Origin of the sequence: Thermoanaerobacterium sp. PSU-2 (assembly GCF_002102475.1) — a bacterium.
Lineage (GTDB): Bacteria > Bacillota > Thermoanaerobacteria > Thermoanaerobacterales > Thermoanaerobacteraceae > Thermoanaerobacterium.
Genome location: NZ_MSQD01000001.1, coordinates 302,025 through 324,151, shown reverse-complemented (window position 1 = coordinate 324,151; position 22,127 = coordinate 302,025). Strand labels below are relative to the sequence as shown.

Genomic DNA, 22,127 nt, shown 5'->3' with positions numbered 1-22,127 from the left:
TAATAATCTTCATAGTTTTACTCAGTGTATTTCAATATTATAAAAGCTTTTATGGATTAAAAGGTGAAATCATGCTTATGGAAGGTGAAGCTCCATCATTTCCCGTTTTAATATACGATATTAAAAATAACAAAAAATATGAAATCAGGAATATATTTTACGATGTCCAGTATGATGCAAATAATGGAAATAACTTGATTGCTGTCATTGATAACGAAATTTATAAGATAAATGAATATCAGCGTACAGGTTTTGCAAACAGACAACTATTATATACAGGAGAAAACGTCCGTTATCCTAAATTTGTTCCAGATAAAAACGCTATTAGTTTTACACAAAAAGACAAATTGACTTATTATGATTTGGATACTAAAAAATCAATTGTCATTGCAAAGCTTTTGCTTCCCGGATACGATTGGCTCGATTCAGATACGGTTTTATTTACGGAGGTAGATAATAGTGAGAGTTTAAATATTATGGCATATAAAATAAGCAATAACAAAACTTATGTTTTTAAAAAAGATGCAGCTTATCCATCACTATCATATAATAAAAAGTTTTTAGCGTATCAAAGAGGAAATGTCAGAAATGTAGTGTATATAGAAGAGATTAATGGAAGTCATCGCAAATCTGTAAGGGTAAATTCTATCGGTCTTCTTCCTTATAAGCCTTCATCTGATGGAAACTACTTGATAGGAGCAATGTACTATGCGGGTCATGCAGATGTCGTTATTATAAATGTGACTAATAACAAAATCAGAAAGATCTTTCCCGGCATTTTTCCATCTGTTTTAGATTGGAAAGAATGATATTGAATTCAGCATAAAAGACAGGTGATATTAGTGAATAGTTTAGTTCGAAATAATAAATACATTATTCATATAGTTCTATTGGCTATTTATATTATATGGATATTGAACTTAGATTACTTTTATCCTTTTATAAGATTTAAGTCTTTAAGATTAAACGATATTTTTTCTTTATGTATCCAGATAATACCTTTGATATTGTTAATAAATGGCTTTAGATTTAAACATATTTCTGCAAAGGTAGTGAATAGTGTGGTTTCAATAATATTAATAGTGATAAGTGCAACAATTGTAGCAATTATTTTATTTGCCACTATTACTCTTAATGTAAATGAAGCATTTATGCCAATTCATAATATTAGGTTTGAATCAAGCTCCGTTATAGTTTATAGATCAAATTACGGTGCAACTACGGATTTTGGAATAACAGTTAGACAGGAAAAAGAAGTCATAAAAGGTGTTTTGCTTGTTAAAAATTTATATAAGAAGCATCATATGTACGATATAACAATAAAAAAATTATATAATAATGCTGTAGAAATAAATAGTAAAAAAATATATTTAAAGCAAAATGTGTATTTCCCATAAATTTTTGTTGATATATTAATGGATTTTTTTTAGTTAGGAGGTTTTAGGAGTTGGAATTAAAAAAGAGATTGTTAAAAATTGTCGGGATATTATTTATCATCATTGGCTTATTTTGCATTATTGCCATCATTAAATCTATTGTATCTATGGATATAGAGCTTTTTGCAAATATGTCTAATATAATAGATGTGATTGCTACTTTGTTGTTTTTGTATGTGGGATATATATTTTTAAGATATAGCCAATAGAGAAAGACTTAAACGAAAATCTTAAAATCAGTACATTTTATTATCCCAGATAAAAACAAAAAAAGCAGGTTAGTTACCTGCCTTCTTTATACTTGCTAAACCCATGATTATGAGAGAAACTATTACAATGCTGCCGCCAGGCGAGAGATTTAGATAAAAAGACAGTATTATGCCTGCGAATACAGATATGAAGGAAAACAGTATGGCGTAAAAAATGGTCTGTCTGAAGTTTTTGGCGATTTTAAGGCTGGCTGCTGCAGGTATTACCATCAATGCCGATACCAACAAAGCTCCCACTATTCTCATGGATACTGCTACAGTTATGGCCACAATCATGGTAAATATTATATTAACCATGTTGACAGGAATACCTGATATCAAAGCGGCTTCTTCGTCAAATGTAATGTACAAAAGCTCTTTGTAGAAGATGTAAATAACAGCTATTATAACAATGCTTAGTATGAATGAAATCAAAACGTCTGTGTTGTTAATTGATATTATGCTTCCAAAAAGGTAATTCATTATGTTTGCAGGACTTCCGCTGGATAAACTTAAAAGTATTACTGCGATTGCCATTCCTGCAGACATGACAACTGCAATAGATATTTCCGAATATCTAAAGTAGGATTTTCTCAAGCGTTCAATTCCGAAAGATGACAGTACCACAAAGATTATAGAGCCTATTGTAGGATTTATACCTATGAGAAATCCTGCTGCTACGCCTGCCAACGCTACGTGAGATAATGTATCACCCATCTGTGAGAGCCTTCTTAATACCAAGAAACTGCCTACCAATGGGGCTATTATCGATATAAATCCGCCTGCAAGAAATGCCCTAATCATAAAGTCGTATGTAAAAATATTAAGCATTATAACACCTCAATCTAAAGTCGATTATTGATATTTTCACTTTGGTGATGGTGCATATCCAGTTTGACAGGGTATCCGTATATTTCAGCCAATTCTTTTTTTGAGAAGTCTAAAGTGTCGCATCTATCATATAGTCTGCCATTTCCCATGCATACGATTCGAGATACCTTGTCGGATATGGCCCATACATCATGAGTGACCATGATAATCGTTATTTTATTTTGTTTATTTAAAGTATCAAGTATTTTGTAAAGCGTGTCTTCTGATTTTGCATCTATGCCTGTTGTAGGTTCATCTAAAAATAAAATCTTAGGATCGCTGACAAGCGCTCTTGCTATAAATACCCTCTGCTGTTGGCCTCCAGACAGATTTCCGATAAGCCTGTCTTTGTAATCAATCATGTCGACAGTCTTTAAAGCGTTATTTACAATTTCCCAGTCGTCTTTGGAAAGTTTTTTAAATAGCCCTAATTTCCCGTAAAGCCCCATCGATACGACTTCTTTCACGCTTGCCGGAAATGAAGCGTTGAAAGAATAAGATTTTTGTGGGACATATCCTATTATGGATCTTTTTTTTATGTCCTTTACGTTTATCCCGTTTATAAGGACTTCGCCTGATGATGGCGTAAGATCTCCTATCATGATCTTTACGAGAGTGCTTTTGCCTGAGCCATTTGGCCCGATAAGGCCAACAAATTCGCCATCATCAATAGTTAGATTGATATTATTAAGCACCTTTTTATCATCGTAAGAAAAACTGACATCTTTAAGTTCAACAATTTTACTCATAAAAATCCCTTTCGTTAAATTAATAATTTAATGCTTTCTGAAGATTGTCTAAGTTTTGCTGCATCAATTTTATATAATCGTATCCTTTCTTCATTTCATCTTTAGTAAGCCCTTCAATAGTATTTAATGGAAGTACTTTTGCACCTGTTTCGCTGGCAATTGATTGAATAGGCTTAGGTGATGTCAATGGCTCTGTAAAGATGTACTTGATATTTTCTTTTTTTATAAGCTGTATGACTTCAGCGACTTTAGCGGGACTTGCTTCAGCTTCTTCGCTCATACCGACAATAGATACTTGGTTTAAACCGTAATCTCTTGCTATGTAATCAAAGGCGCTGTGGTATACTATAAACGTCTTTGTCTTAGTGTTTTTAAGTTTTTCAGTGTATTCACTGTCTAACTGCTTTAATGTATTTAACAAAGTATTATAGTTATCTTCGTAGTATTTTGCGTTTTTATTGTCAGCACTTACCAAAGCATCTTTTATATTTTTCGCCAATATCTGTGCTTCTTTTGGAGAAAGCCATACATGCGGATTTACAGCATTTCCGACTTTTATAGCATCAATACCGTTTGACACTTCTACAAATTTGGGTCCTGATACAGATGATTCTACTTTGCTTATCCATGAATCCATGCCAAGTCCTAAATACACGACGAGAGAAGCCCCTTCTATGTCTGCTATCTGTTTTGTCGTAGGTTCCCAATCATGTGGCTCCACGCCTGGCGGTATTATGTTTTGGACTGTTGCTTTATCACCGGCTATTTTTTTTGTAAGATCATATAAAGGATAAAATGTTGCATATACAGCTAATTTGCTGGGTTTTTTTGAAATTTTCGTATTGCATGACGTCAAGCTAAACACTATCAAAACTATCAAAAAAATTGAAATAAATTTTTTCATTTTCTATCCTCCTCGTGATTTTTGCAATTTTTGCAGTATCCAGTGATTTCGATTTTGTGGTCTACGACTTCAAAACCATCCAGTTTGTTTCGGCAAAGATCTATTGGACATATATTAAGTTCAAAGATTTTGCCGCATTTTAGACATTTCATTATATGTTCATGCATGTCTTTGTGGATTTCATACATAATATTGTTGCCTATAGTTGCTTCACTTAATACATTTATATCTTTTAGAAGACTTAAATTTCTGTATACAGTATCTAAACTTACTTGTGGAAATGAACTTTTTACTTTTTCGTAGATTTCCCTTACAGATAAGTAACCATTGGAATTTAGCATTATGTTTATGATAAGCTCTCTTTGGGGAGTTATCTTAAAGTTGTTGGATTTTATGGTTTTTAAAATATCTTCCTTTGTCATAATCCCTCATTCCTTCTAAATAAGAATATTTTACTATTTAGGATTATATAATTGTTTATCCCGTTTGTCAAGAAATTTTAATTATTTTTTAATCTGCATCTAATTTTATTTTAAGAATTGAAGGTTAAAATCTTAATACGAGGTGATGAAAATGAATTACGCTATTTTTCAAATTATCAATGGATTTGCAGGTCATTACACTGTATTAGATAAGGTGATGATATTTATTGCTTTGTATTCTCCTATTATATATGGGCTGCTGATGGTTATTCAATGGTTTATTGGAGGAGATGATGGGAAAAAGGTATCAATTGAGGAGTTCTTTGCTGCAGTCATAGCATTGAGCGCGAATTTTATCATTTCAAGATTTTACTTTGAACCAAGACCTTTTGTTACACATAAAGTGAATTTGCTTGTTAAACATCCAAGTGATGCGTCTTTTCCAAGTGATCACCTATCAGGAGGTTCTGCCATTGCATTCACTCAGTTAAAAGGAAATAAGCTTATTGGTGCTATCATGATGGTTTTGACGGTTTTACTGCTTATAGCGAGAGTATATGTTGGAGTTCACTATCCTGTGGATGTTGTGGCTGGATTTGTCATAGGATTTTTGATGAGCAAGCTTGTGAAATATCTAAAAGGCATTTTGGATCCCCTTGAAAATCAAATTCTTAAGATATGGCATAGATTTATAAAGATATGATAAATATTATTTTTATATTTTATTGACACGAAGGGGAATATATAGTATCATAGAATCAGGAATTGAGAATGATTATCAATGAAGGGGTGGTAATGATGAGCGTATACGACTTAAGACCAGGGCAAACGGCTTTAGTAAGTGGTATTTTAGGTGACGAAAAGTTAGCCAAAAGATTGCGTGCCCTTGGAGCAAATGAAGGCGTAAAAGTAAAAGTCAAAAGCTTTGCGCCCTTAGGAGATCCTATAATAATAAATTTTATGGGTTTTGATTTGGCAATTAGAAAAAGAGATGCAAAGAATATCGTTGTAAAAGACGTTATTTAAGAAATTGAAGGAGGGGGCGTATGGCAGTTACTGATTCAAAACGAATGACAACCGCCGCTTTGATTGGCAATCCCAATGTTGGCAAGACAACTCTTTTTAATTTGCTTACTGGATTAAACCAGCACGTAGGCAATTGGCCTGGTGTCACCGTTGAAAAAAAAGAAGGCTTTATAAATGACAATGTAAAAATTGTCGACTTGCCAGGCATTTATGCAATGGACACTTACTCCAATGAAGAGAAAATTTCCAAGTCTTTTCTGGAAAGCGGTCATGTTGATTTTATATTAAATATAGTAGATGCTTCAAATCTTAAGAGAAATTTGTACTTAACTATGCAACTTAAAGAATTCAACATACCTATCATATTGATATTGAACATGGTTGATGTTGCCGAGAAAAAAGGAATAAAGATTGATTATGTAGAATTGTCTAAATTACTTAGTGTCATGGTTGTTCCTATTGTGGCTTCAAAAGGAAAGGGTGTAGACGAGATTAAGGAACTTTTAGTGAATGACATTTTTTCAAAAGCAATCAATGATAATGAAAATCATTATCGTGACGATACACGCTTTAAAAGTGAAGCTGAAACGTATAAATATATAGAAGGCATTTTATCACAGTGTGTTACGTACACATCTGAAAATACAGTTACTATCACAGAGAGATTAGATAAAATCCTAATAAATAAATTTTTGGCTTATCCGATTTTTATAGCCATCATATATTTAATTTTTCAGTTTACTTTTAGCTGGGTTGGCCAACCATTGGCAGATTTACTGGACAGTTTTGTCAATGTTTGGTTTGTACCGCATGTTAACATATTGCTATCTGGTGCAAATGGCTGGTTTAAGTCACTTATCGTTGACGGCATTATTGGCGGCGTAGGATCGGTAATAGTATTTCTTCCTGTAATCTTAGCCTTGTTTTTGTGTATATCGTTTTTAGAAGACAGCGGATATATGGCAAGAGTAGCTTTTTTAATGGACAAGATAATCAGGAAAATGGGGTTATCCGGAAAGGCGTTTATTCCACTTATAATTGGCTTTGGATGCAATGTTCCTGGAGTGATGTCAACGAGAACTTTAGAGAGTGAAAAAGACAGAAAGATGACGGCTCTTCTTTTGCCGCTTATGTCTTGTAATGCAAGGTTGCCTATTTATCTGGTTATGGCTGGTGCTTTGTTTAAAGGCCACGAAGCTTTGGTTGTTGCATCTTTATACGCATTAGGCGTCATTATGGCATTTTTCGTAGGCATACTTTTCAAAAATACCATATTCAAGAAAGATGATGAGCCGTTTATAATAGAACTTCCTGAGTATAAGTTGCCTGAACTTAAGTCATTGGCAGTACACACGTGGGAAAAAGGCAAGGGATTCTTAAAAAAAGCAGGTACTATAATCTTTTCTGTGTCTATAATTGTTTGGATTTTATCAAACTTTAATTTTTCAGGTATGACGGAAATAGACAAAAGCTTTATCGCATATATAGGGAGATTCATAAGTCCTATCTTTATACCATTAGGTTTTGCTTCATGGCAAAATTCAGTATCACTTCTTACAGGAATAATGGCAAAAGAAGTGGTAGTAGGAACTATGGGGGTTATATACGGCGGAAATTTGACAAAGATTTTGCCGACAGTTTTTACGCCGATTTCAGCTATTAGCTTTCTCGTCTTTGTGCTTTTGTACACACCGTGTATATCTCTAATTGCCACAATGAAAAAAGAATACGGTGGAAAGATGGCAGCATTCTCTGTGGCATATCAGTTGGTCTTAGCTTGGGTAGTTTCATTTATAGTTTACAATGGCGGAAATTTAATTTTGAGAATATTTTAATAAAAGGAGTGGTCATATGATTATTGAAGTGATTGCAACTATAGCAATAGTGACGGCAGCGGTGTTTATTCTTTATAAAAACATAAAGAAAAGTGCTTCTGGACAATGCAACTGCGGTAGTTGTTCTTCCAGTTGTCCTAAATTTTCTGCAGTAAAGCAAAAAAAGTAGGGTAACCTACTTTTTTAAAGCACTCTCTTAGCAAAGCTTTCTATTCTTTCAAGGGCTTTCATAATCTTATCGATAGAATACGCATAAGATACCCTTATGAATCCGTCTCCTCCAGGACCGAACGCATCTCCTGGTACGACGGCTATTTTTTCTTCTTTTAAAAGCCTTTCACAAAATTCTTGTGATGAAAGGCCTGTTTTTTTAATTGAAGGGAATATATAAAAAGCTCCCTTTGGTTCAAAACAGTCAAATCCTATTTCTCTGAAGCTATTTACTATGAGGCGCCTTCTTTGATCGTAAGTTTTACGCATCTTTTCTATATCGTCTTCGCACTCGTATATCGCTTTTATGCCTGCGTATTGTGCCATTATGGGAGCGCATATTGTCGTATACTGGTGAATCTTATTCATAGCCTCTATGAAGCTATGCTCCGCTGCTATGTATCCCAATCTCCAACCTGTCATGGCAAAAGCTTTTGAAAAGCCGTTTAAAACGATAGTCCTTTCTTTCATATCAGGCAGTGAAGCTATGCTTACATGCTTTCCATCATAAGTAAGTTCGCTGTATATTTCGTCGGAAATGACTATCAAATCATGTTCTATTATTATGCCTTTTATAGCTTCTAAATCCTCTTTTTTCATGATAGCACCTGTGGGATTATTTGGATATGGCAGTATAAGTGCTTTTGTCTTACTGGTTATTTTTGATTTCAGATCATCAGGTGTTATTATAAAATTGTTTTCTTCATAGGTAGGTACGTATACTGGCACCCCTCTTGTAAGCTCTATGCAAGGTGAATAAGAGACATAGCTTGGTACAGGCACTAAAACTTCATCGCCATCATTTATAAGGCATCTAAGTGCTAAGTCTATGGCTTCGCTGGCGCCTACGGTTATCATTATTTCATTTTCAGGATCGTAATTTAAGCCGTAATGATTTTTTAGAAAGAATGATACGGCTTCTCTTAATTCTAAGAGTCCAAGGTTTGATGTGTATGTAGTAGCACCTCTGTCAAGCACATCTATGGCTTCTTTTCGCACAGTCCATGGCGTCACAAAATCTGGTTCGCCAACACCGAGAGAGATAATATCGCGAGAATTTGTAACAAGGTCGAAAAATTTTCTTATTCCAGAGGGAGGGATGTTTTTTACTACATCTGAAATGTATTTATTGCTCATGGTGTTACCACCAATCTTTTGTCTTCGGGACCGTCTGTAAAAAACACCCCATCTTGTTTGTATCTTTTAAGTATGAAATGTGTAGTTGTACTTAGTACACCGTCAATAGGAGCCAGTCTTTCCGCCACGAAAATAGCTATTTCCTTCATGGTTTTGCCTTCTACTTCTACTGATAGATCGTATCCGCCAGAGATTAAAGAGACAGATTTTACTTCATCGTATTGTCCAATTCTTTCAGCAATAGCGTTAAAACCTTGCCCTTGCTGTGGTGTGACTCTTACATCAATAAGTGCTCGCACTACTTCCTTTTCGGTTTTTTCCCAATTGACCAATGTGCTGTACTTTAATATAACTTTTTCTTCTTCAAGGCTTTTTACTATATCCTTTACTTCATCTTCGCTGAGCCCGGTGATTACGGATATTTGCTTGTCTGTCAAACGGCTGTTTTCATGAAGAAGCTCGACTATATCCATCTTTTTAGACATTTATGGCACCTCCCAAAAATAATGTTATGCACATTATAATACAAAAATTATAATAATTCAATCTATTAAAGTTTTAAATTTGCAACTTTCCTTTGAATTTCAATATCATCTTTGCAGGGTGGTATGACTTCTTTGCATATCTAAGCCCTGGGATTCCCAAATCTTGTTCCCTGTTTATATATTTGTACTCAGACATTAGCTTAGCAAAACACATGTTTATAAATGCGTACGCATCTTTAATCTCTGGGTTTGCCTTTTCTATGTGAGTCACTGCCGTTTCTGGATTTAATTTTTCTCCGAATGAATATGCTTCTATTTTTCCGTTTATCTTTAATACAATTCCTTTTACATTAAAAAAATCGTAGTTTTCCAGAACTTTTTTTATCGCATCAAATTCCTTTAGTATTCCAGGATTTTCCTCTATGTCTTTTAAGGAAATCCATTTTTCAGTAAAATTTAAACATTCTAAAGCATTTTCACTGCGAAGTTCTTCCAAAACATAATCATAAGTTCTCATAAATTTGTTTATATGATTTTTTTTATTGTGATATTTTCTACCAGAAAGATTGATAAGGTCTTGTGTATTGTACACGTAGTCAAAATTGTCTTCATCTGGTTCCATCTCAACATTAAAATTTTCTCTAATCTTAGTGGCAGAATCATTGTCAAAGCGAGTTAGATTGATTTCAGAGTAATCTTTTTTAAGCATTTCACAAAATTTTTCCAGTGCATTTAATGTATTTTCAGATGGACCTACAGGAGGAAATACATTATTGCCTGAAGCAATCAAAAGACACCCATCGATTATCTCATATTTAATGTCGTAAACATGATTCCACATAAAGAGATTTGTAAATGTGTATTCTGATATTTCTGGTGGATATGCACAAAAGTATTCATCAAAAATATTTTTATCTTCTATGGATAATGGTTTCAACTATTTTCACCTCTTGGATAATAATTATTTATTAAATATAGTTATTTGCACGTGTTAATATTATAACACACAGTTATTGAATAACAAAATTGACTTAAGCATTGTGATAATATAATATAGAAGAATGATAAAAAAATAATTAAGAGGTGTTTTTATGTACGACGAATTTGCTAAATTTTACGATAGATTAGGCTGGGATTCCTATGCTAAGGAGTTGTGGCCAGATTTTAAAAGATTTTTAGACAAATCTGGTTTTAATATTAAGACTATGTTGGATTTGGCATGTGGAACTGGGGTTTTTTGCATAGGCGCTTTAAGAGATGGCATAAATGTAGAAGGCCTTGATTTATCTGAGGAAATGCTTAAGAAGGCAGTTGAAAATTGTAGAAAGTATGGTTACGATATAAAGTTTCATCTTGGCGATATGAGCGATTTTGATTTAGGCAAGAAATTCGACCTTATAACTTGCACATTTGATGCTATAAATCACATGACGGATTTTCAAAAGTGGAAATCTATGTTTAATTGTGTTAAAAGACATCTTAACGAAAAGGGAGTTTTCATGTTTGACATGAACACATTGAAAGATTTAAGCGATAATTGGAATAATATCCATATAAGGAAGTATCCAAACGGTGATTACTATATTTCCAAAAGCATATCTTTTGGAGATAATGCTTTTATAACATTTACCGCCTTTTTAAAGAAAGAAGGAAGGCTGTATGAAGAATATGAAGAAACAGTTCACGAAATGAGTTTTTCATTAGACGAAGTTGTAAATGAATTAAAAATGGCTGGATTTAAAAGAGTTAACGTAATGAATAGAAAATTTGATATTGTTGAAGATGTAGATAGTTTAGATAGAGCTTTCATTCTCTGCAGCATTTAAGACAATGTGGCGATGTGATTAAAGGGATTTAGTGCAATAATATAATATTGGAATTAATAAATTTGGAATTAATAAATGGGAGATAGTGATATGTCAAAGATTGAATTGATAGCGCCTACACTTTTTGGAATCGAATCAGTGACGGCTGATGAGATAAGATCTTTAGGCTATGATGATGTAAAAGTAGAAGATGGTAAAGTTACATTTAGTGGTGATATATCTGCTATATGTAAGTCAAATTTGTGGTTAAGGACTGCTGAGAGGGTATACATTAAAGTTGGTGAATTTACGGCTACTACTTTTGATGAGCTTTTTGAAGGTGTAAAGTCTTTGCCGTGGGAAGAGTGGATTCCTGAAAATGGACAGTTTCCCGTCGATGGATACTCTCTTAAGTCGAAGCTTTTTAGTGTGCCTGATTGCCAGTCGATAGTGAAAAAAGCGGTAGTTGAAAGGCTTAAGAAGAAGTACAAAAGAGAGTGGTTTGAGGAAGATGGTCCAATATACAAGATAAAATTTTCATTAATGAAAGACAAAGCCGTACTGATGATAGACACAAGTGGAGAGGGACTTCATAAAAGAGGATATAGAGCTGTGTCAAATGTGGCGCCTTTAAGGGAGACTTTGGCGTCCGCCATGATAATGCTAAGCTATTGGAGGTACGATAGACCACTTATGGATCCATTTTGCGGATCAGGAACTATACCTATTGAAGCAGCGTTAATTGGTGCAAATATGGCTCCTGGGCTATATCGACAATTTGCATCGGAGAAATGGAGACAGATACCAAAAAAGCTGTGGACTGACGTGAGAAATGAAGCTTTTGATTTAATCAAAAAAGATGTAAAACTAAACATAAATGGATATGACGCCGATGAAGATGCAGTGAAATTATCCATAGACAATGCTAAAAAGGCTTGTGTCAGTGACTATGTAAAATTTTCAAAGCGATCTTTGAAAGATCTGAAAACCGATGATAAGTATGGGATAATAGTCTGCAATCCGCCTTACGGAGAAAGGATGGGGGAATTAAAAGAGGTAGAGAAATTGTATAGGGAGATGGGAAGAGTATTTACGAGGCTTGATACGTGGTCCTACTATATAATAACATCGCATGAAAATTTTGAAAAACTTTTTGGAAGGGATGCAAGCAAAAGAAGGAAGCTATACAATGGCATGATAAAAACCACATATTATCAGTATTTTGGGCCAAGGCCGCCGAAAAAATGACGCGTAAGCGTCTTTTGTTTTTGCGAAAAAATTTTAATAGTTGTGAAAAAGTTATTTGCGGCTCAATATAATTTTAATTATAATAAAATAAAATATCCTATTTTAAATAATCAATCTAAAATAATTAAATCTAATTAAAACTGGGGGGATAAATATAAGATGGCTCGCAAGGAAAACACTGGTAATTTAAATATATTAAGAAAAAAATCTCTTGACATGATAATAGATGACACACAGGACAAAAAGCACGCATTGAAAAAATCGCTATCATGGTTTGACCTTATTCTCTTTGGCATTGGCGCAATAATTGGCACAGGTATTTTCGTATTGACTGGCGTTGCGGCTGCAAAATATGCAGGACCAGGTCTTATATTGTCATTTGTTCTTTCAGGTATTGCATGCTCGTTTGCTGCGCTAAGTTATGCGGAGTTTGCATCTACATTTCCTGCAGCAGGATCTACGTATAGCTATAGTTATGTGGCACTTGGTGAAATATTCGCATGGATAATAGGATGGGACTTGATATTGGAGTATGCATTCGCTATACCTGCCATTGCATTAGGTTGGTCAGGGTACTTTACAAGTTTGCTTCACAGCTTTGGCATTAACATACCTGTATGGGCTGCAAATTCGGCAAGCTCTGCACCTGGTGGAATAATAAATCTACCGGCTATAGGCATAGTATTGCTTTTGGGAATAATTCTACTTTTTGGAACAAAAGAAAGTTCGATACTAAATAATATTGCTGTTATATTTAAAGTAATGGTGATATTGTTTTTTATAGCTGTCGCTGTATGGCATGTACATCCATCAAACTGGAAGCCATTTTTACCATTTGGATGGAAGGGAGTATTTTCAGGCGCTGCAATAATATTTTTTGCTTACATTGGGTTTGACTCTGTGTCGACGGCGGCCGAGGAGACAAAAAACCCTGAAAGGGATATGCCTATAGGAATTTTAGGGTCTTTAGGAATAAGTACAATTTTGTATATAGTCGTCGTTGCAATACTTACAGGTGTCGTATCATATACAAAGCTTAATACGCCTGAACCTGTGGCATTTGCACTAACAAGCCTCGGCATAAACTGGGCGTCGGGATTAGTTTCTTTTGGTGCGATAGCAGGAATAACGACGGTTCTTTTAGTTATGATGTATGGACAGACCAGGATATTCTTTGCTATGTCAAGAGATGGACTTTTACCGCCATTTCTTTCAAAACTTCATGAAAAGCACAAGACGCCTGTTGCAAGTACGATAATAGTTGCGCTATTTGCAGCAGTTGTTGCAGGATTTTTCTCTATCGATGAACTTGCAAAGCTTGTGAATATAGGAACCATGTTTGCTTTTGTCCTTGTATCGGTAGCTGTTATTGTTTTAAGGTACACAAAGCCTGAACTTCCGAGAAAATTTAGATGTCCATTTGTTCCGTTAGTGCCTATCTTATCCATTGCTTCAACTGTATTTTTGATGGTTTCACTGCCTCTTGAGACGTGGATAAGGTTTATAGTATGGTTTGTGTTGGGAATTGTCGTATATGTGTTTTATGGATATAGGCACAGCAAGCTGGCACAAAATGATTACAAAGGTGTGAAAACCGAAACCATTTATTAAAAAAAGTATGATTATAGAGCCTTGGATGACCAAGGCTCCTTTTTATTATGGGTGAATGGACATATACAGAGAAAATATGCCGTAAAATATCGCATAGTTTACGACTACGATTAAAAAGACTATAATAAATGCTTTAACAAAATTCTTCTTCAACATTAAATCCCCTCTATGTTAGTTTTTTCTCCATATATATTAGACAAATAATCATTAATTTTGTTACAGTTAAAATAAATTATTTTTTCAGTTTGATGCTATTGGCAGCTTTTATAAGTTCGTTCTTATCGATTTTCGACATTAAGGAGAATAAATTGTTGTCTTTACGCCATACGATAGTGTTTAAACCGTTTTTTTGAACTAAGATGCCCTCATAGCCGTTTATATCAATCTTTTGTGTTATAGCATTTTCCGTGTCAACCATCATGTCAGTGTTTTCGTTAGAGCTTTGACTGAAAATTATGAAATCGCCCTTGTCATTTGTGTATTGAATGATTTTGGTTACCTCCTGTGATTCTACCTTGCTTATCTTGAAGCCATGTGGCACGTATGAAAGATAATATTCATTTTCCCAGTTGGATGGAACCAGCGATGTGGAAGAAGACGTACTGGGTTCATTGTTTTCTTTTAATTTTATGTCTGTATAATCTTTTTTGATTTCAATTATGAGGTTAAAGACGCGAGCTCTAAAAGCAGAAACAGTCGTCATTGCCACAGTGAAGCCAATAAAAACCACAAAGAAGAATACCGCGACTTTTGGGAAGATCATTTTTGCCGATGTGAAGAATTTTTTGACTGCTTCTTTTCTTTTGTGATGTATTAACATCTTTCTAATTTTAATGCTTAATTCTTCAGGGTAAGGTATTTCTTCACCATTGGCTTCTTCCAGATCATTAATTATGTTGTTTACATGGCAAGCCCCTGCATATTCCAGCAATGCCTCAAATATTTTGCTTTCAGATTTTAGCTTTTCATCGTAAAGGTCTTTCATATTTCCACATCTCCTTTATACTGGTATAAAGCATCTTTAAGGCTTTGCCGCGCGCGATACAGTCTTACTCTTACATTGTCTTCTGTGATGTTTAAAAGATTTGCGATGTCTTTATTAGAGTATCCGTAGTAGTATTTTAGAGAAATAATGTCTGCGTACTCTGTCTTTAGCTCTTTTACTTTTTCAGATACTCTTCTAAAAATGTCATCATTTATTACCTTCTCGTCAAACGGCTCTGAGTCATCATGGAAAAACTCATCCGCATCTTCAATAAATAAATTTTTTTGCCGCTTTATTTTATTGTACATATTTATTGAGATGTTTCTAACTATAATAACAACTAATGCTCTTATTTTGTTACAGTCATAATCAGAAATTTTTTCGATATAATTGATAATATTTATAAAAGCAGATTGGACCGCATCTTGTGCCAATTGATAGTCGTTTAAAATGTTGTATGCCACTTTAAACATATCTCTGCTGTACTTTACATATATATCTTCGACTTTTTTTCTTTGACTTTCGTCTGTAATCGTGTCAAATAAGATAAACAATTTCCTCCCTCCCTCGTCCATGCTTGCCCATAAAAATTTAAGCATGTCAAATAGATTATATCATAAAACTTTTTCTGTGGGATATTTAACGATGTTAAAAGATTTAAAGATTATTTTTATGAAAAAAGATATAAGTTCACTCATACTGAGTATTTCTTTCTAAATTAACGTAAATTATTTTATTATATTAGAAGGAAAAAGTGTTACTATGATTTGGTTGATTCGTCTTTATATACGGAGGGAGGTTTAATGGTGCAAAATGATTTTTTAGATATGTATGAAAGCTATTTTGATGATGTGTATAGGTATGTGTATTTCAAAGTGGGCAACAGATGGGATGCAGATGATATTGTCAGCGACATTTTTAAAAAAGCCTATGAAAAGTACAGAAACCTTAATGCTAGTCCTAAATCGTGGCTTTTTACAATAGCAAGAAATACAGTTATCGACTTCTATAAAAAGGAAAAAGATATAGCTATAGGTGAAAGCCTTGAGCAATACGCCTATCCAGATATTTTTGAGGATAAATTTGATAAAGAGGCGGAGCTGAATTGCCTAAAGAAATCAATATACAGTCTGCAAAAGGAGGAAGTCGAAATCATAAACCTAAAGTATTTTTCAAATATGACAAACAAGGAATTATCGCTAATACTCAATAAAACAGAAGATGCAGTCAAAATGAAGTCATATAGGATTGTACAAAAGCTTAAAAAACTAGTCAATATATGTTTGGAGGGATAAAAATGGATGAGAATAGAATAGAAAATAACCTTAATAAAATAAAAGAGCAAATACCTGTTAATATGGAACTAAAGCGAAAGCTCCGCAAGAGATTTAAAAAAAATAACAATTGGATAAAAAGAACTTTTGTAGGAATGGCTGCTGTGGCATGCCTATTGACGGTGTTTTACTCCCTTGATATCAAGAAGATTCCTGACACAATCATTCCAAAAGTCAACGCAGCAGATCTCAAGATAGCTAATCAAATGTCGTTTGTGGATATCGGCGGAGGAGTCAACGGAAGAATTACTGAATATAATGGAACAATTTATATGCCAATAAGTGATAAAGGCTTATTTGAATACAACAAAGAAGGCTTTAAAAAGATTTCAAATAGGGAAATTAATTATGTTAGTGTTTCTAACGATGGCGATAAACTTGTTTACTCTTCAAACGGAAATATTTATTTGCTTGATCTTAAAACAAATAAAGAAACAGTAATATTAAAAGGTGATGAAGTGTCTATTTACTATGATGAACCTTCGTTTTCACCTGATGAAAATAAAATTATCTATACAAGAAAAGTCATATCACCAAGAGAGACACATGGATTTGATATAAAAGAGTCTTCTTTAAATGAAATAGATCTAAAAACATTGAAGTCCACTAAACTCGCAGACGGTTCATATGGCTCATTTATCAAAGGTGCTGATGCAATTGTATTTGAAAGGGACAATAAAATAATATACAAAGATTTGAATTATAACAAAGAAAAGATTGTCGATGATGGAAGATTCCCTTCCGTCTCTCCGGATGGCAATTATATTGCATACGAAAAAAGCGAGTTAAAAACAGATAAGATAAAAGATAATATAAGCGTAAAAGAATCAGTTTCAAATATATGGGTTACAGACACAGTAAATTTTGCCACTAAAAGACAGGTAACGTCTAATATATCTAATGAAATCGCTGTTGAAGATTGGCTAAAAAGCATAAAACCTTCTGATGAGGCTCAAACTTTCGAGACGAATGGGTTGTACAGCTATTTTGATCCTGTCTGGAACAGCGGCTCAAATAGCATATTTGTTCTCAAAAATGCAAATGTAGACACAGGCGGCAATGCTATGCGCTTAATGAAGATAGATATAAGCAAAGAAAAAATCAGTGCACAAGATGTTGTAAGAAGGTATTTACAAGCATTTGTAGTTAGAGACGATGATTTCGCGAGAATGCTTATGAAAAATCCGCCACAGCTGCTTACAATATCAAATCCTCACCCGGTGGGATACACAATACTGTCGTCAGGCACGGAAAACGGAAAGATATATGTAGATGCTGAGTTAAACTATGCATATACGATGGAAAGCTACTACTCTATAGAAAAATCGAGGTACTATCTGATACCCAACAGCAATGGATATATAATAGATAGCATAAAAAACTTAAGCAAAGCAGAATATATAAATAAGAATGGATCTTTGTACATGGCAGAAGGACAAAGCAATGTAAAACTATTTGACAAAACAGACATTCCAAAGCAGTATTTGCCAGACGGAGACTATAGACTTGGACCAATAGCGTACAGCAGCAAGACGAATACGCTTGTATTTACAATACAAAATACAGGTAAACCAAGTGTGAAGTTGATAAGTTATGAATTAAACGGCAAGAAATTTAAAATGATCGATAGCATTAATAGCGGCGGATTTTTTGAACTTAAGATCGATGAAAGCGGAAGATACCTTGCGGCAAACTATATAACAGCACAAAATACAGCGAAAACGTATGTCTACGATTTAAATGATAACAAAAAAATAGATTTGCAAACATTGATTAAAGACACAACCATTCAAGCTTTAAACTCAAATTTTTGGGATGGTAAAACGCTTATGTTTAATGTAAATACAAACCATCAGTATCTTTATTATAAATACAATCCTGAAAAGTTTGAAATAAGCATTCCATAATGTATAAGGTTAATGATACGAAAAGTATCCTTAACCTTATATACTTCAAAAAGCAAATCATGATGGGTAAAAAGATTTATTGCTAGAAAATTTTGATATAAAAATATATTAATGCCCTCAATAAGGCTATTTTTTATACTTAAAAAGTTTTTTTAAAAAATTGTAACAAATTCTTTAAAAATTTGTCTTATATTATGGAGAGCTAATTTAGCGAAAAAAGTTTTAGGGTGGTACGATTTTAGTCCTAAAGGTCTATTTGCTAATCTCTTAAAACAAGGATATTTTTGCACTTTGTGATAAAGATAGATACGCAATTGATTGTCTGAAGGAAGAAAGTGTAATACCATGGAAGATTGTAGATTATAGATTGGAGGACGTTTCAATGTCAATAAAAATTAAAAAGAAAACAATTATTTTCACAATTGTTGGCATCGTGATTGTATTACTGGGTTTGTATTTTATTTTCGCACACAAGGGAAATACCGTTAATTATACAACCATATCAACAAATATGAAACAATTACAACAAGACGAAGAAAAATTTTTTCTTAACAATGTGCAAGTAAGCAATTTATCAATACAAAGGTGTCAAATGGAGGTTTCCGATAAAGTAGGACAGGGATTAAATTTTATTGTGACATACACACTACCTGGAATAAATAATGCTATAAAAAATCATAAAATTGGATTTCAAATAATATATCCCAAGAAATATGCAGATTTGATAGGGAGTAATATGACGCCCATAGCTTATGTATATCCCAACAATAACAATAATCAGACAATGTCTTCTGTTCTTAGCATATATATGCCAGACATTTCTGACGATAAATTAGACAAATTGATAAAAGAACAGAATGATTTCACAATATACATTTACGTCGATCAATTAAAGAAAAAAGAAATTACAGTCCATAACGATATTACAAACTAAATCAATTTATATGAAAGGCAGAAAATATTAGATTTAATCAAAAAGCTTATAAAATTGATTATAAAATGGGACGGTGGGGAAGAAGACTTAATGTTACAAAATTTTGATATAAAAATGTTAGAGCAATAATCTGTATTTTTAATATTCGTATGATATAATAAAGGTAAGATAAAGAGAGATGGAAGGAAGAAGTATGAGCCAGAAATACGATATAACGATGAAAAATATTTTTTCTGATATGGCTGATGACATAATGAGCTATTTTTTAGGTCTCCAATACACAAAGATTGATGAACTAAATATAGAATTTGCAAGAGTAGAACGCAGAGACAGCGATATGATATTTAAATGTACTACTGACAAAGGAAATGTGGCTGTGCACATAGAATTTCAATCGAAAAATGATGAAAAGATGCCTTACAGGATGCTAAGATATTCCCTGGAGATAATGGAAAAGCATGATCTCTTGCCATATCAGATAGTAATTTATATAGGCAAAGATAATGCAAACATCAAAAGTAGCTTAAATTACGACTTTGGAGAACAGAACATATTAGACTATAAATATAGAACAATAAATGTTGGTGACATAAAATATACTGATGTTTTAAAGACAGACTATTATGACTTGTATTCCCTTCTTCCGCTGATGGACAAAAATAGAAGGAAAGAAGAAGGAGAAAAATATCTGGAAAGATGTGTTGAGGCTATAAAAGATATTCCATTAGACATAAACAAAAAGAAAGACATAGCGTTTAAGGCAGAGATATTATCGGGCATAGTCTTTAAAAAAGAAGTTATTGAGAAAGTTTTTTCGGAGGTGATGAGGATGTTTAGGATTGAAGAATCTGAGACGTACAAAATGATATTAGAAAAGGGCATTAAACAAGGTATTAGAGAAGGCATGGAAAAAGGTATTGAAAAAGGTATTGAAAAAGGCGAAAAAGAAAAAAGTATAAAAATAGCAAAGAAGTTGTTAAAAGAAGGTATGGACATCGACAGAATAGCAGAAATTACAGAGTTGTCAAAAGATGAGATAAAAAAATTGATGAATTAGGATCATAAACAGGCTTCAAGCCTGTTTTTTTATGTGGTTTATTTATGACCGAAAAACGGTGGCGATTTCGACAATATATTACATAGATTGACAAAGGGTGACAGAAAAATTGACCTAATTTAGCACCTTCCCAGATGACGATAATTGGTTTATAATATTATTAACAGAAATTGGCGCCATTTCCTGCAGATCTTTATGCTAATGTCATACCACATTATTATGATGAAAATTGGATTACACAACAAGCCGAGTACAATTATCGTATGGGTGATAGGATAACTGAAGAATATGGCTGGAGGTGATTTTATAAAAAATAAGCGCATAATAATCTTATGTTTAATAGCAGTAGTTGTATTGAGCTTTTTTATATATTATGATTACTACAGCTATAATAAAAGTCATTTTCAAATTTATCTATATCAAACAAACGATGCACCTAATTTGAATTATACGACGAAAAGCAAACATTTTAAAATCAATACAACGATTGAGATTGGGAAAAATAATAATACAAAGACGAATGGTTTGGATTCTGCTGAAGACATCCAAAAAACACAAGATTCAAATGAATTCACTTCACTGAATTATACTATAAGAGTTGAGAACATTAGTAAGGAAAAATTAAATAACATTAAAATTGTTGTATTTCTTGATAAAGGGCTTGAGCCTTATGTAGTATCTGGACTTGTGTATTTTGGAACACCAATTCAACAGAGAATAGATTTAAATGTACCAAATACAAAGAAAAAAGATAATTGTATTGATGTTAGCAGATCTACATGGCTACCCAATTTCTCTCAAATAGATGCAGATGAAAGGCAGAAAATATTAGATTCAATCAAAAAGCCTATAAAATTGATAATAAAATGGGATGGCGGGGAAGAAGACTTATTGCTGCAAAATTTTGATATAAAAATGTATTGATGTCCCTTAATGGGGCTATTTTTCTTGAACAGCTACTACATTCGCTATATGATGTGAGGTGATATCAATGAATCTGCATACGCAATTGTATTTAGGCAATTTAGGCAATCGCATGGTTTACATATATGAAATATTTCTTATTAATGTAGCTGTATTGGTGATTGTTTGGCTTGGCTTTTCGCTTTATAAATGGAGGCGATTTGGAAATAGAAATCTCATAAAATGGTGGGGGATAACGGCTGGTATTCTTTTTACTTTGGGATTGTGTATACTGATTTTTTCTAAGATATTTTCTGGGCCACAATATTTTGTCGCCTCCCAAACTGGCATCTACATTCCAAGATCAGTTAATGTGCTGGAGAATAACTATACAGGTGATAGGGATGAAGAATTGCATTATATCATTTTAAAGTTCAATAAGACCCAAATGGATGATTTCATAAAAGCTGCAGAAGAAAAAGGATGGAAGTTTGGTTCTGTCATCCCGTACTTATTAGCAAAATCACTGCCACAACCTAATTTAACGCTTGGGGAAAAATATCCATTTCCAAAAGTGAAAAAAGATGGATACTATTATTTATATACAAATACAAAGTCCAAAGGTTCAACTTCTTTTAGAACTAACTATACGACTAATAAACTATTCTTTTTGGATACTAAATCAGGGATATTGTACTTTTACTATGATAGTTTCGAACTTACATCGGATTTGCGTTTTGAAACTCATTAAAACAGTGTGCTTTTTGATACTGCACATTTCATTTGATAATTGGCCCTTTGGGCTATTTTTTTATACATAAAAATTTTTTTAAAAAACTGTAACAAAATGAGGAAGAAATTTGTCTATATATTCAGAGAGGAAATTAATCTCGTGAAATTTTCGTTATATAGATAATCTGTTTTATAGAAATTGGAGGCAGAGCGCGGGATGAAAAAATACAGAGAGTTTATCTTAAAGGCATTTATTTTGATTTCAATTATTTTAGCGGTATTCATCATG

The 22,127-nt window shown here is 33.3% G+C and carries 25 protein-coding genes; 16 read left to right on the top strand and 9 right to left on the bottom strand.

Annotated elements, in window-relative coordinates:
- Positions 1-71: 71 nt before the first annotated feature.
- The 3 genes from BVF91_RS01780 to BVF91_RS01770 all read left to right on the top strand — a co-directional run bounded on the left by BVF91_RS01780 (position 72) and on the right by BVF91_RS01770 (position 1,645).
- On the top strand, positions 72-809 hold the full coding sequence (locus BVF91_RS01780) for a hypothetical protein (RefSeq protein WP_168170170.1): 738 nt from the start codon (positions 72-74) through the stop codon (positions 807-809).
- A gap of 252 nt (positions 810-1,061) precedes the next feature.
- Positions 1,062-1,397 carry a hypothetical protein gene (locus BVF91_RS13440; protein ID WP_240495762.1) on the top strand — a complete coding sequence of 112 codons (336 nt, stop codon included), beginning with the start codon at positions 1,062-1,064 and terminating at the stop codon, positions 1,395-1,397.
- 50 nt (positions 1,398-1,447) lie between these two features.
- Positions 1,448-1,645 (top strand): hypothetical protein, encoded by a 198-nt coding sequence (locus tag BVF91_RS01770; RefSeq protein WP_085111815.1) that lies wholly within the window; start codon positions 1,448-1,450, stop codon positions 1,643-1,645.
- A 69-nt stretch (positions 1,646-1,714) separates the two neighbouring features.
- Here the strand turns inward: BVF91_RS01770 and BVF91_RS01765 are convergent, their stop codons facing one another.
- Genes BVF91_RS01765 through BVF91_RS01750 form a run of 4 tightly spaced genes read right to left on the bottom strand, consistent with a single transcriptional unit; the run spans position 1,715 to position 4,629 of the window.
- A complete protein-coding gene (locus tag BVF91_RS01765) occupies positions 1,715-2,515 on the bottom strand; it encodes a metal ABC transporter permease (RefSeq protein ID WP_085111814.1) in 801 nt (266 codons plus the stop codon).
- Between the two features lie 14 nt (positions 2,516-2,529).
- Complete coding sequence (locus BVF91_RS01760) at positions 2,530-3,303, bottom strand: metal ABC transporter ATP-binding protein (RefSeq protein ID WP_085111813.1); 774 nt, start codon at positions 3,301-3,303, stop codon at positions 2,530-2,532.
- A 19-nt stretch (positions 3,304-3,322) separates the two neighbouring features.
- The gene (locus BVF91_RS01755; protein WP_085111812.1) at positions 3,323-4,207 is read right to left on the bottom strand and encodes a metal ABC transporter substrate-binding protein; all 885 of its coding nucleotides are present in this window, start codon (positions 4,205-4,207) and stop codon (positions 3,323-3,325) included.
- Positions 4,204-4,629, bottom strand: a complete 426-nt coding sequence (locus tag BVF91_RS01750) for a Fur family transcriptional regulator (RefSeq protein ID WP_085111811.1) — start codon at positions 4,627-4,629, stop codon at positions 4,204-4,206. Before BVF91_RS01750 ends, BVF91_RS01755 begins: the two co-directional genes overlap by 4 nt.
- A 151-nt stretch (positions 4,630-4,780) precedes the next feature.
- On the opposite strand from BVF91_RS01750, the gene BVF91_RS01745 reads away from it, so the two are divergent.
- The 4 genes from BVF91_RS01745 to BVF91_RS01730 all read left to right on the top strand — a co-directional run bounded on the left by BVF91_RS01745 (position 4,781) and on the right by BVF91_RS01730 (position 7,659).
- Positions 4,781-5,332, top strand: a complete 552-nt coding sequence (locus tag BVF91_RS01745; protein ID WP_085111810.1) for an undecaprenyl-diphosphatase — start codon at positions 4,781-4,783, stop codon at positions 5,330-5,332.
- Between the two features lie 95 nt (positions 5,333-5,427).
- Positions 5,428-5,655, top strand: coding sequence for a FeoA family protein (locus BVF91_RS01740; protein ID WP_041592123.1), 228 nt, complete (start codon positions 5,428-5,430; stop codon positions 5,653-5,655).
- A 20-nt stretch (positions 5,656-5,675) separates the two neighbouring features.
- Positions 5,676-7,490 carry a ferrous iron transport protein B gene (feoB, locus tag BVF91_RS01735; RefSeq protein WP_143588957.1) on the top strand — a complete coding sequence of 605 codons (1,815 nt, stop codon included), beginning with the start codon at positions 5,676-5,678 and terminating at the stop codon, positions 7,488-7,490.
- A gap of 16 nt (positions 7,491-7,506) precedes the next feature.
- Positions 7,507-7,659, top strand: a complete 153-nt coding sequence (locus BVF91_RS01730; protein ID WP_085111809.1) for a FeoB-associated Cys-rich membrane protein — start codon at positions 7,507-7,509, stop codon at positions 7,657-7,659.
- Positions 7,660-7,673: 14 nt separating this feature from the next.
- Here the strand turns inward: BVF91_RS01730 and BVF91_RS01725 are convergent, their stop codons facing one another.
- The 3 genes from BVF91_RS01725 to BVF91_RS01715 all read right to left on the bottom strand — a co-directional run bounded on the left by BVF91_RS01725 (position 7,674) and on the right by BVF91_RS01715 (position 10,259).
- Complete coding sequence (locus tag BVF91_RS01725; protein ID WP_085111808.1) at positions 7,674-8,837, bottom strand: aminotransferase class I/II-fold pyridoxal phosphate-dependent enzyme; 1,164 nt, start codon at positions 8,835-8,837, stop codon at positions 7,674-7,676.
- Positions 8,834-9,322: an Lrp/AsnC family transcriptional regulator gene (locus BVF91_RS01720; protein WP_085111807.1), complete on the bottom strand. Its 489-nt coding sequence runs from the start codon at positions 9,320-9,322 to the stop codon at positions 8,834-8,836. Before BVF91_RS01720 ends, BVF91_RS01725 begins: the two co-directional genes overlap by 4 nt.
- A gap of 73 nt (positions 9,323-9,395) precedes the next feature.
- Positions 9,396-10,259 carry a DUF2156 domain-containing protein gene (locus BVF91_RS01715; RefSeq protein WP_085111806.1) on the bottom strand — a complete coding sequence of 288 codons (864 nt, stop codon included), beginning with the start codon at positions 10,257-10,259 and terminating at the stop codon, positions 9,396-9,398.
- A 154-nt stretch (positions 10,260-10,413) separates the two neighbouring features.
- Between BVF91_RS01715 and BVF91_RS01710 the strand changes: the two genes are divergently transcribed.
- From BVF91_RS01710 to BVF91_RS01700, 3 genes are all read left to right on the top strand, one after another.
- Positions 10,414-11,148 (top strand): class I SAM-dependent DNA methyltransferase, encoded by a 735-nt coding sequence (locus tag BVF91_RS01710; protein WP_085111805.1) that lies wholly within the window; start codon positions 10,414-10,416, stop codon positions 11,146-11,148.
- Positions 11,149-11,238: 90 nt separating this feature from the next.
- Positions 11,239-12,375 carry a THUMP domain-containing class I SAM-dependent RNA methyltransferase gene (locus tag BVF91_RS01705; protein ID WP_085111804.1) on the top strand — a complete coding sequence of 379 codons (1,137 nt, stop codon included), beginning with the start codon at positions 11,239-11,241 and terminating at the stop codon, positions 12,373-12,375.
- Positions 12,376-12,534: 159 nt separating this feature from the next.
- Complete coding sequence (locus BVF91_RS01700; protein ID WP_085111803.1) at positions 12,535-13,986, top strand: amino acid permease; 1,452 nt, start codon at positions 12,535-12,537, stop codon at positions 13,984-13,986.
- 232 nt (positions 13,987-14,218) lie between these two features.
- On the opposite strand, the gene BVF91_RS01695 is transcribed toward BVF91_RS01700, so the two are convergent.
- Together BVF91_RS01695 and BVF91_RS01690 are read right to left on the bottom strand one after the other, a co-directional pair.
- Positions 14,219-14,971, bottom strand: a complete 753-nt coding sequence (locus BVF91_RS01695; protein WP_085111802.1) for a DUF4367 domain-containing protein — start codon at positions 14,969-14,971, stop codon at positions 14,219-14,221.
- Positions 14,968-15,525 (bottom strand): RNA polymerase sigma factor, encoded by a 558-nt coding sequence (locus BVF91_RS01690; RefSeq protein WP_085111801.1) that lies wholly within the window; start codon positions 15,523-15,525, stop codon positions 14,968-14,970. The genes BVF91_RS01695 and BVF91_RS01690 overlap by 4 nt, the downstream gene beginning before the upstream one ends.
- Before the next feature lie 252 nt (positions 15,526-15,777).
- Between BVF91_RS01690 and BVF91_RS01685 the strand changes: the two genes are divergently transcribed.
- From BVF91_RS01685 to BVF91_RS01660, 6 genes are all read left to right on the top strand, one after another.
- On the top strand, positions 15,778-16,266 hold the full coding sequence (locus tag BVF91_RS01685) for an RNA polymerase sigma factor (protein ID WP_085111861.1): 489 nt from the start codon (positions 15,778-15,780) through the stop codon (positions 16,264-16,266).
- A gap of 2 nt (positions 16,267-16,268) precedes the next feature.
- Positions 16,269-18,212 (top strand): PD40 domain-containing protein, encoded by a 1,944-nt coding sequence (locus BVF91_RS01680; protein WP_085111800.1) that lies wholly within the window; start codon positions 16,269-16,271, stop codon positions 18,210-18,212.
- Between the two features lie 382 nt (positions 18,213-18,594).
- Complete coding sequence (locus BVF91_RS13250) at positions 18,595-19,146, top strand: hypothetical protein (RefSeq protein ID WP_085111799.1); 552 nt, start codon at positions 18,595-18,597, stop codon at positions 19,144-19,146.
- A gap of 193 nt (positions 19,147-19,339) precedes the next feature.
- Positions 19,340-20,203, top strand: a complete 864-nt coding sequence (locus tag BVF91_RS01670; RefSeq protein WP_085111798.1) for an Rpn family recombination-promoting nuclease/putative transposase — start codon at positions 19,340-19,342, stop codon at positions 20,201-20,203.
- 288 nt (positions 20,204-20,491) lie between these two features.
- Positions 20,492-21,127 carry a hypothetical protein gene (locus tag BVF91_RS01665; RefSeq protein ID WP_085111797.1) on the top strand — a complete coding sequence of 212 codons (636 nt, stop codon included), beginning with the start codon at positions 20,492-20,494 and terminating at the stop codon, positions 21,125-21,127.
- A gap of 67 nt (positions 21,128-21,194) precedes the next feature.
- Entirely contained in the window at positions 21,195-21,857 is a 663-nt protein-coding gene (locus BVF91_RS01660; protein ID WP_085111796.1) for a hypothetical protein, read from the top strand.
- Positions 21,858-22,127: the final 270 nt, after the last annotated feature.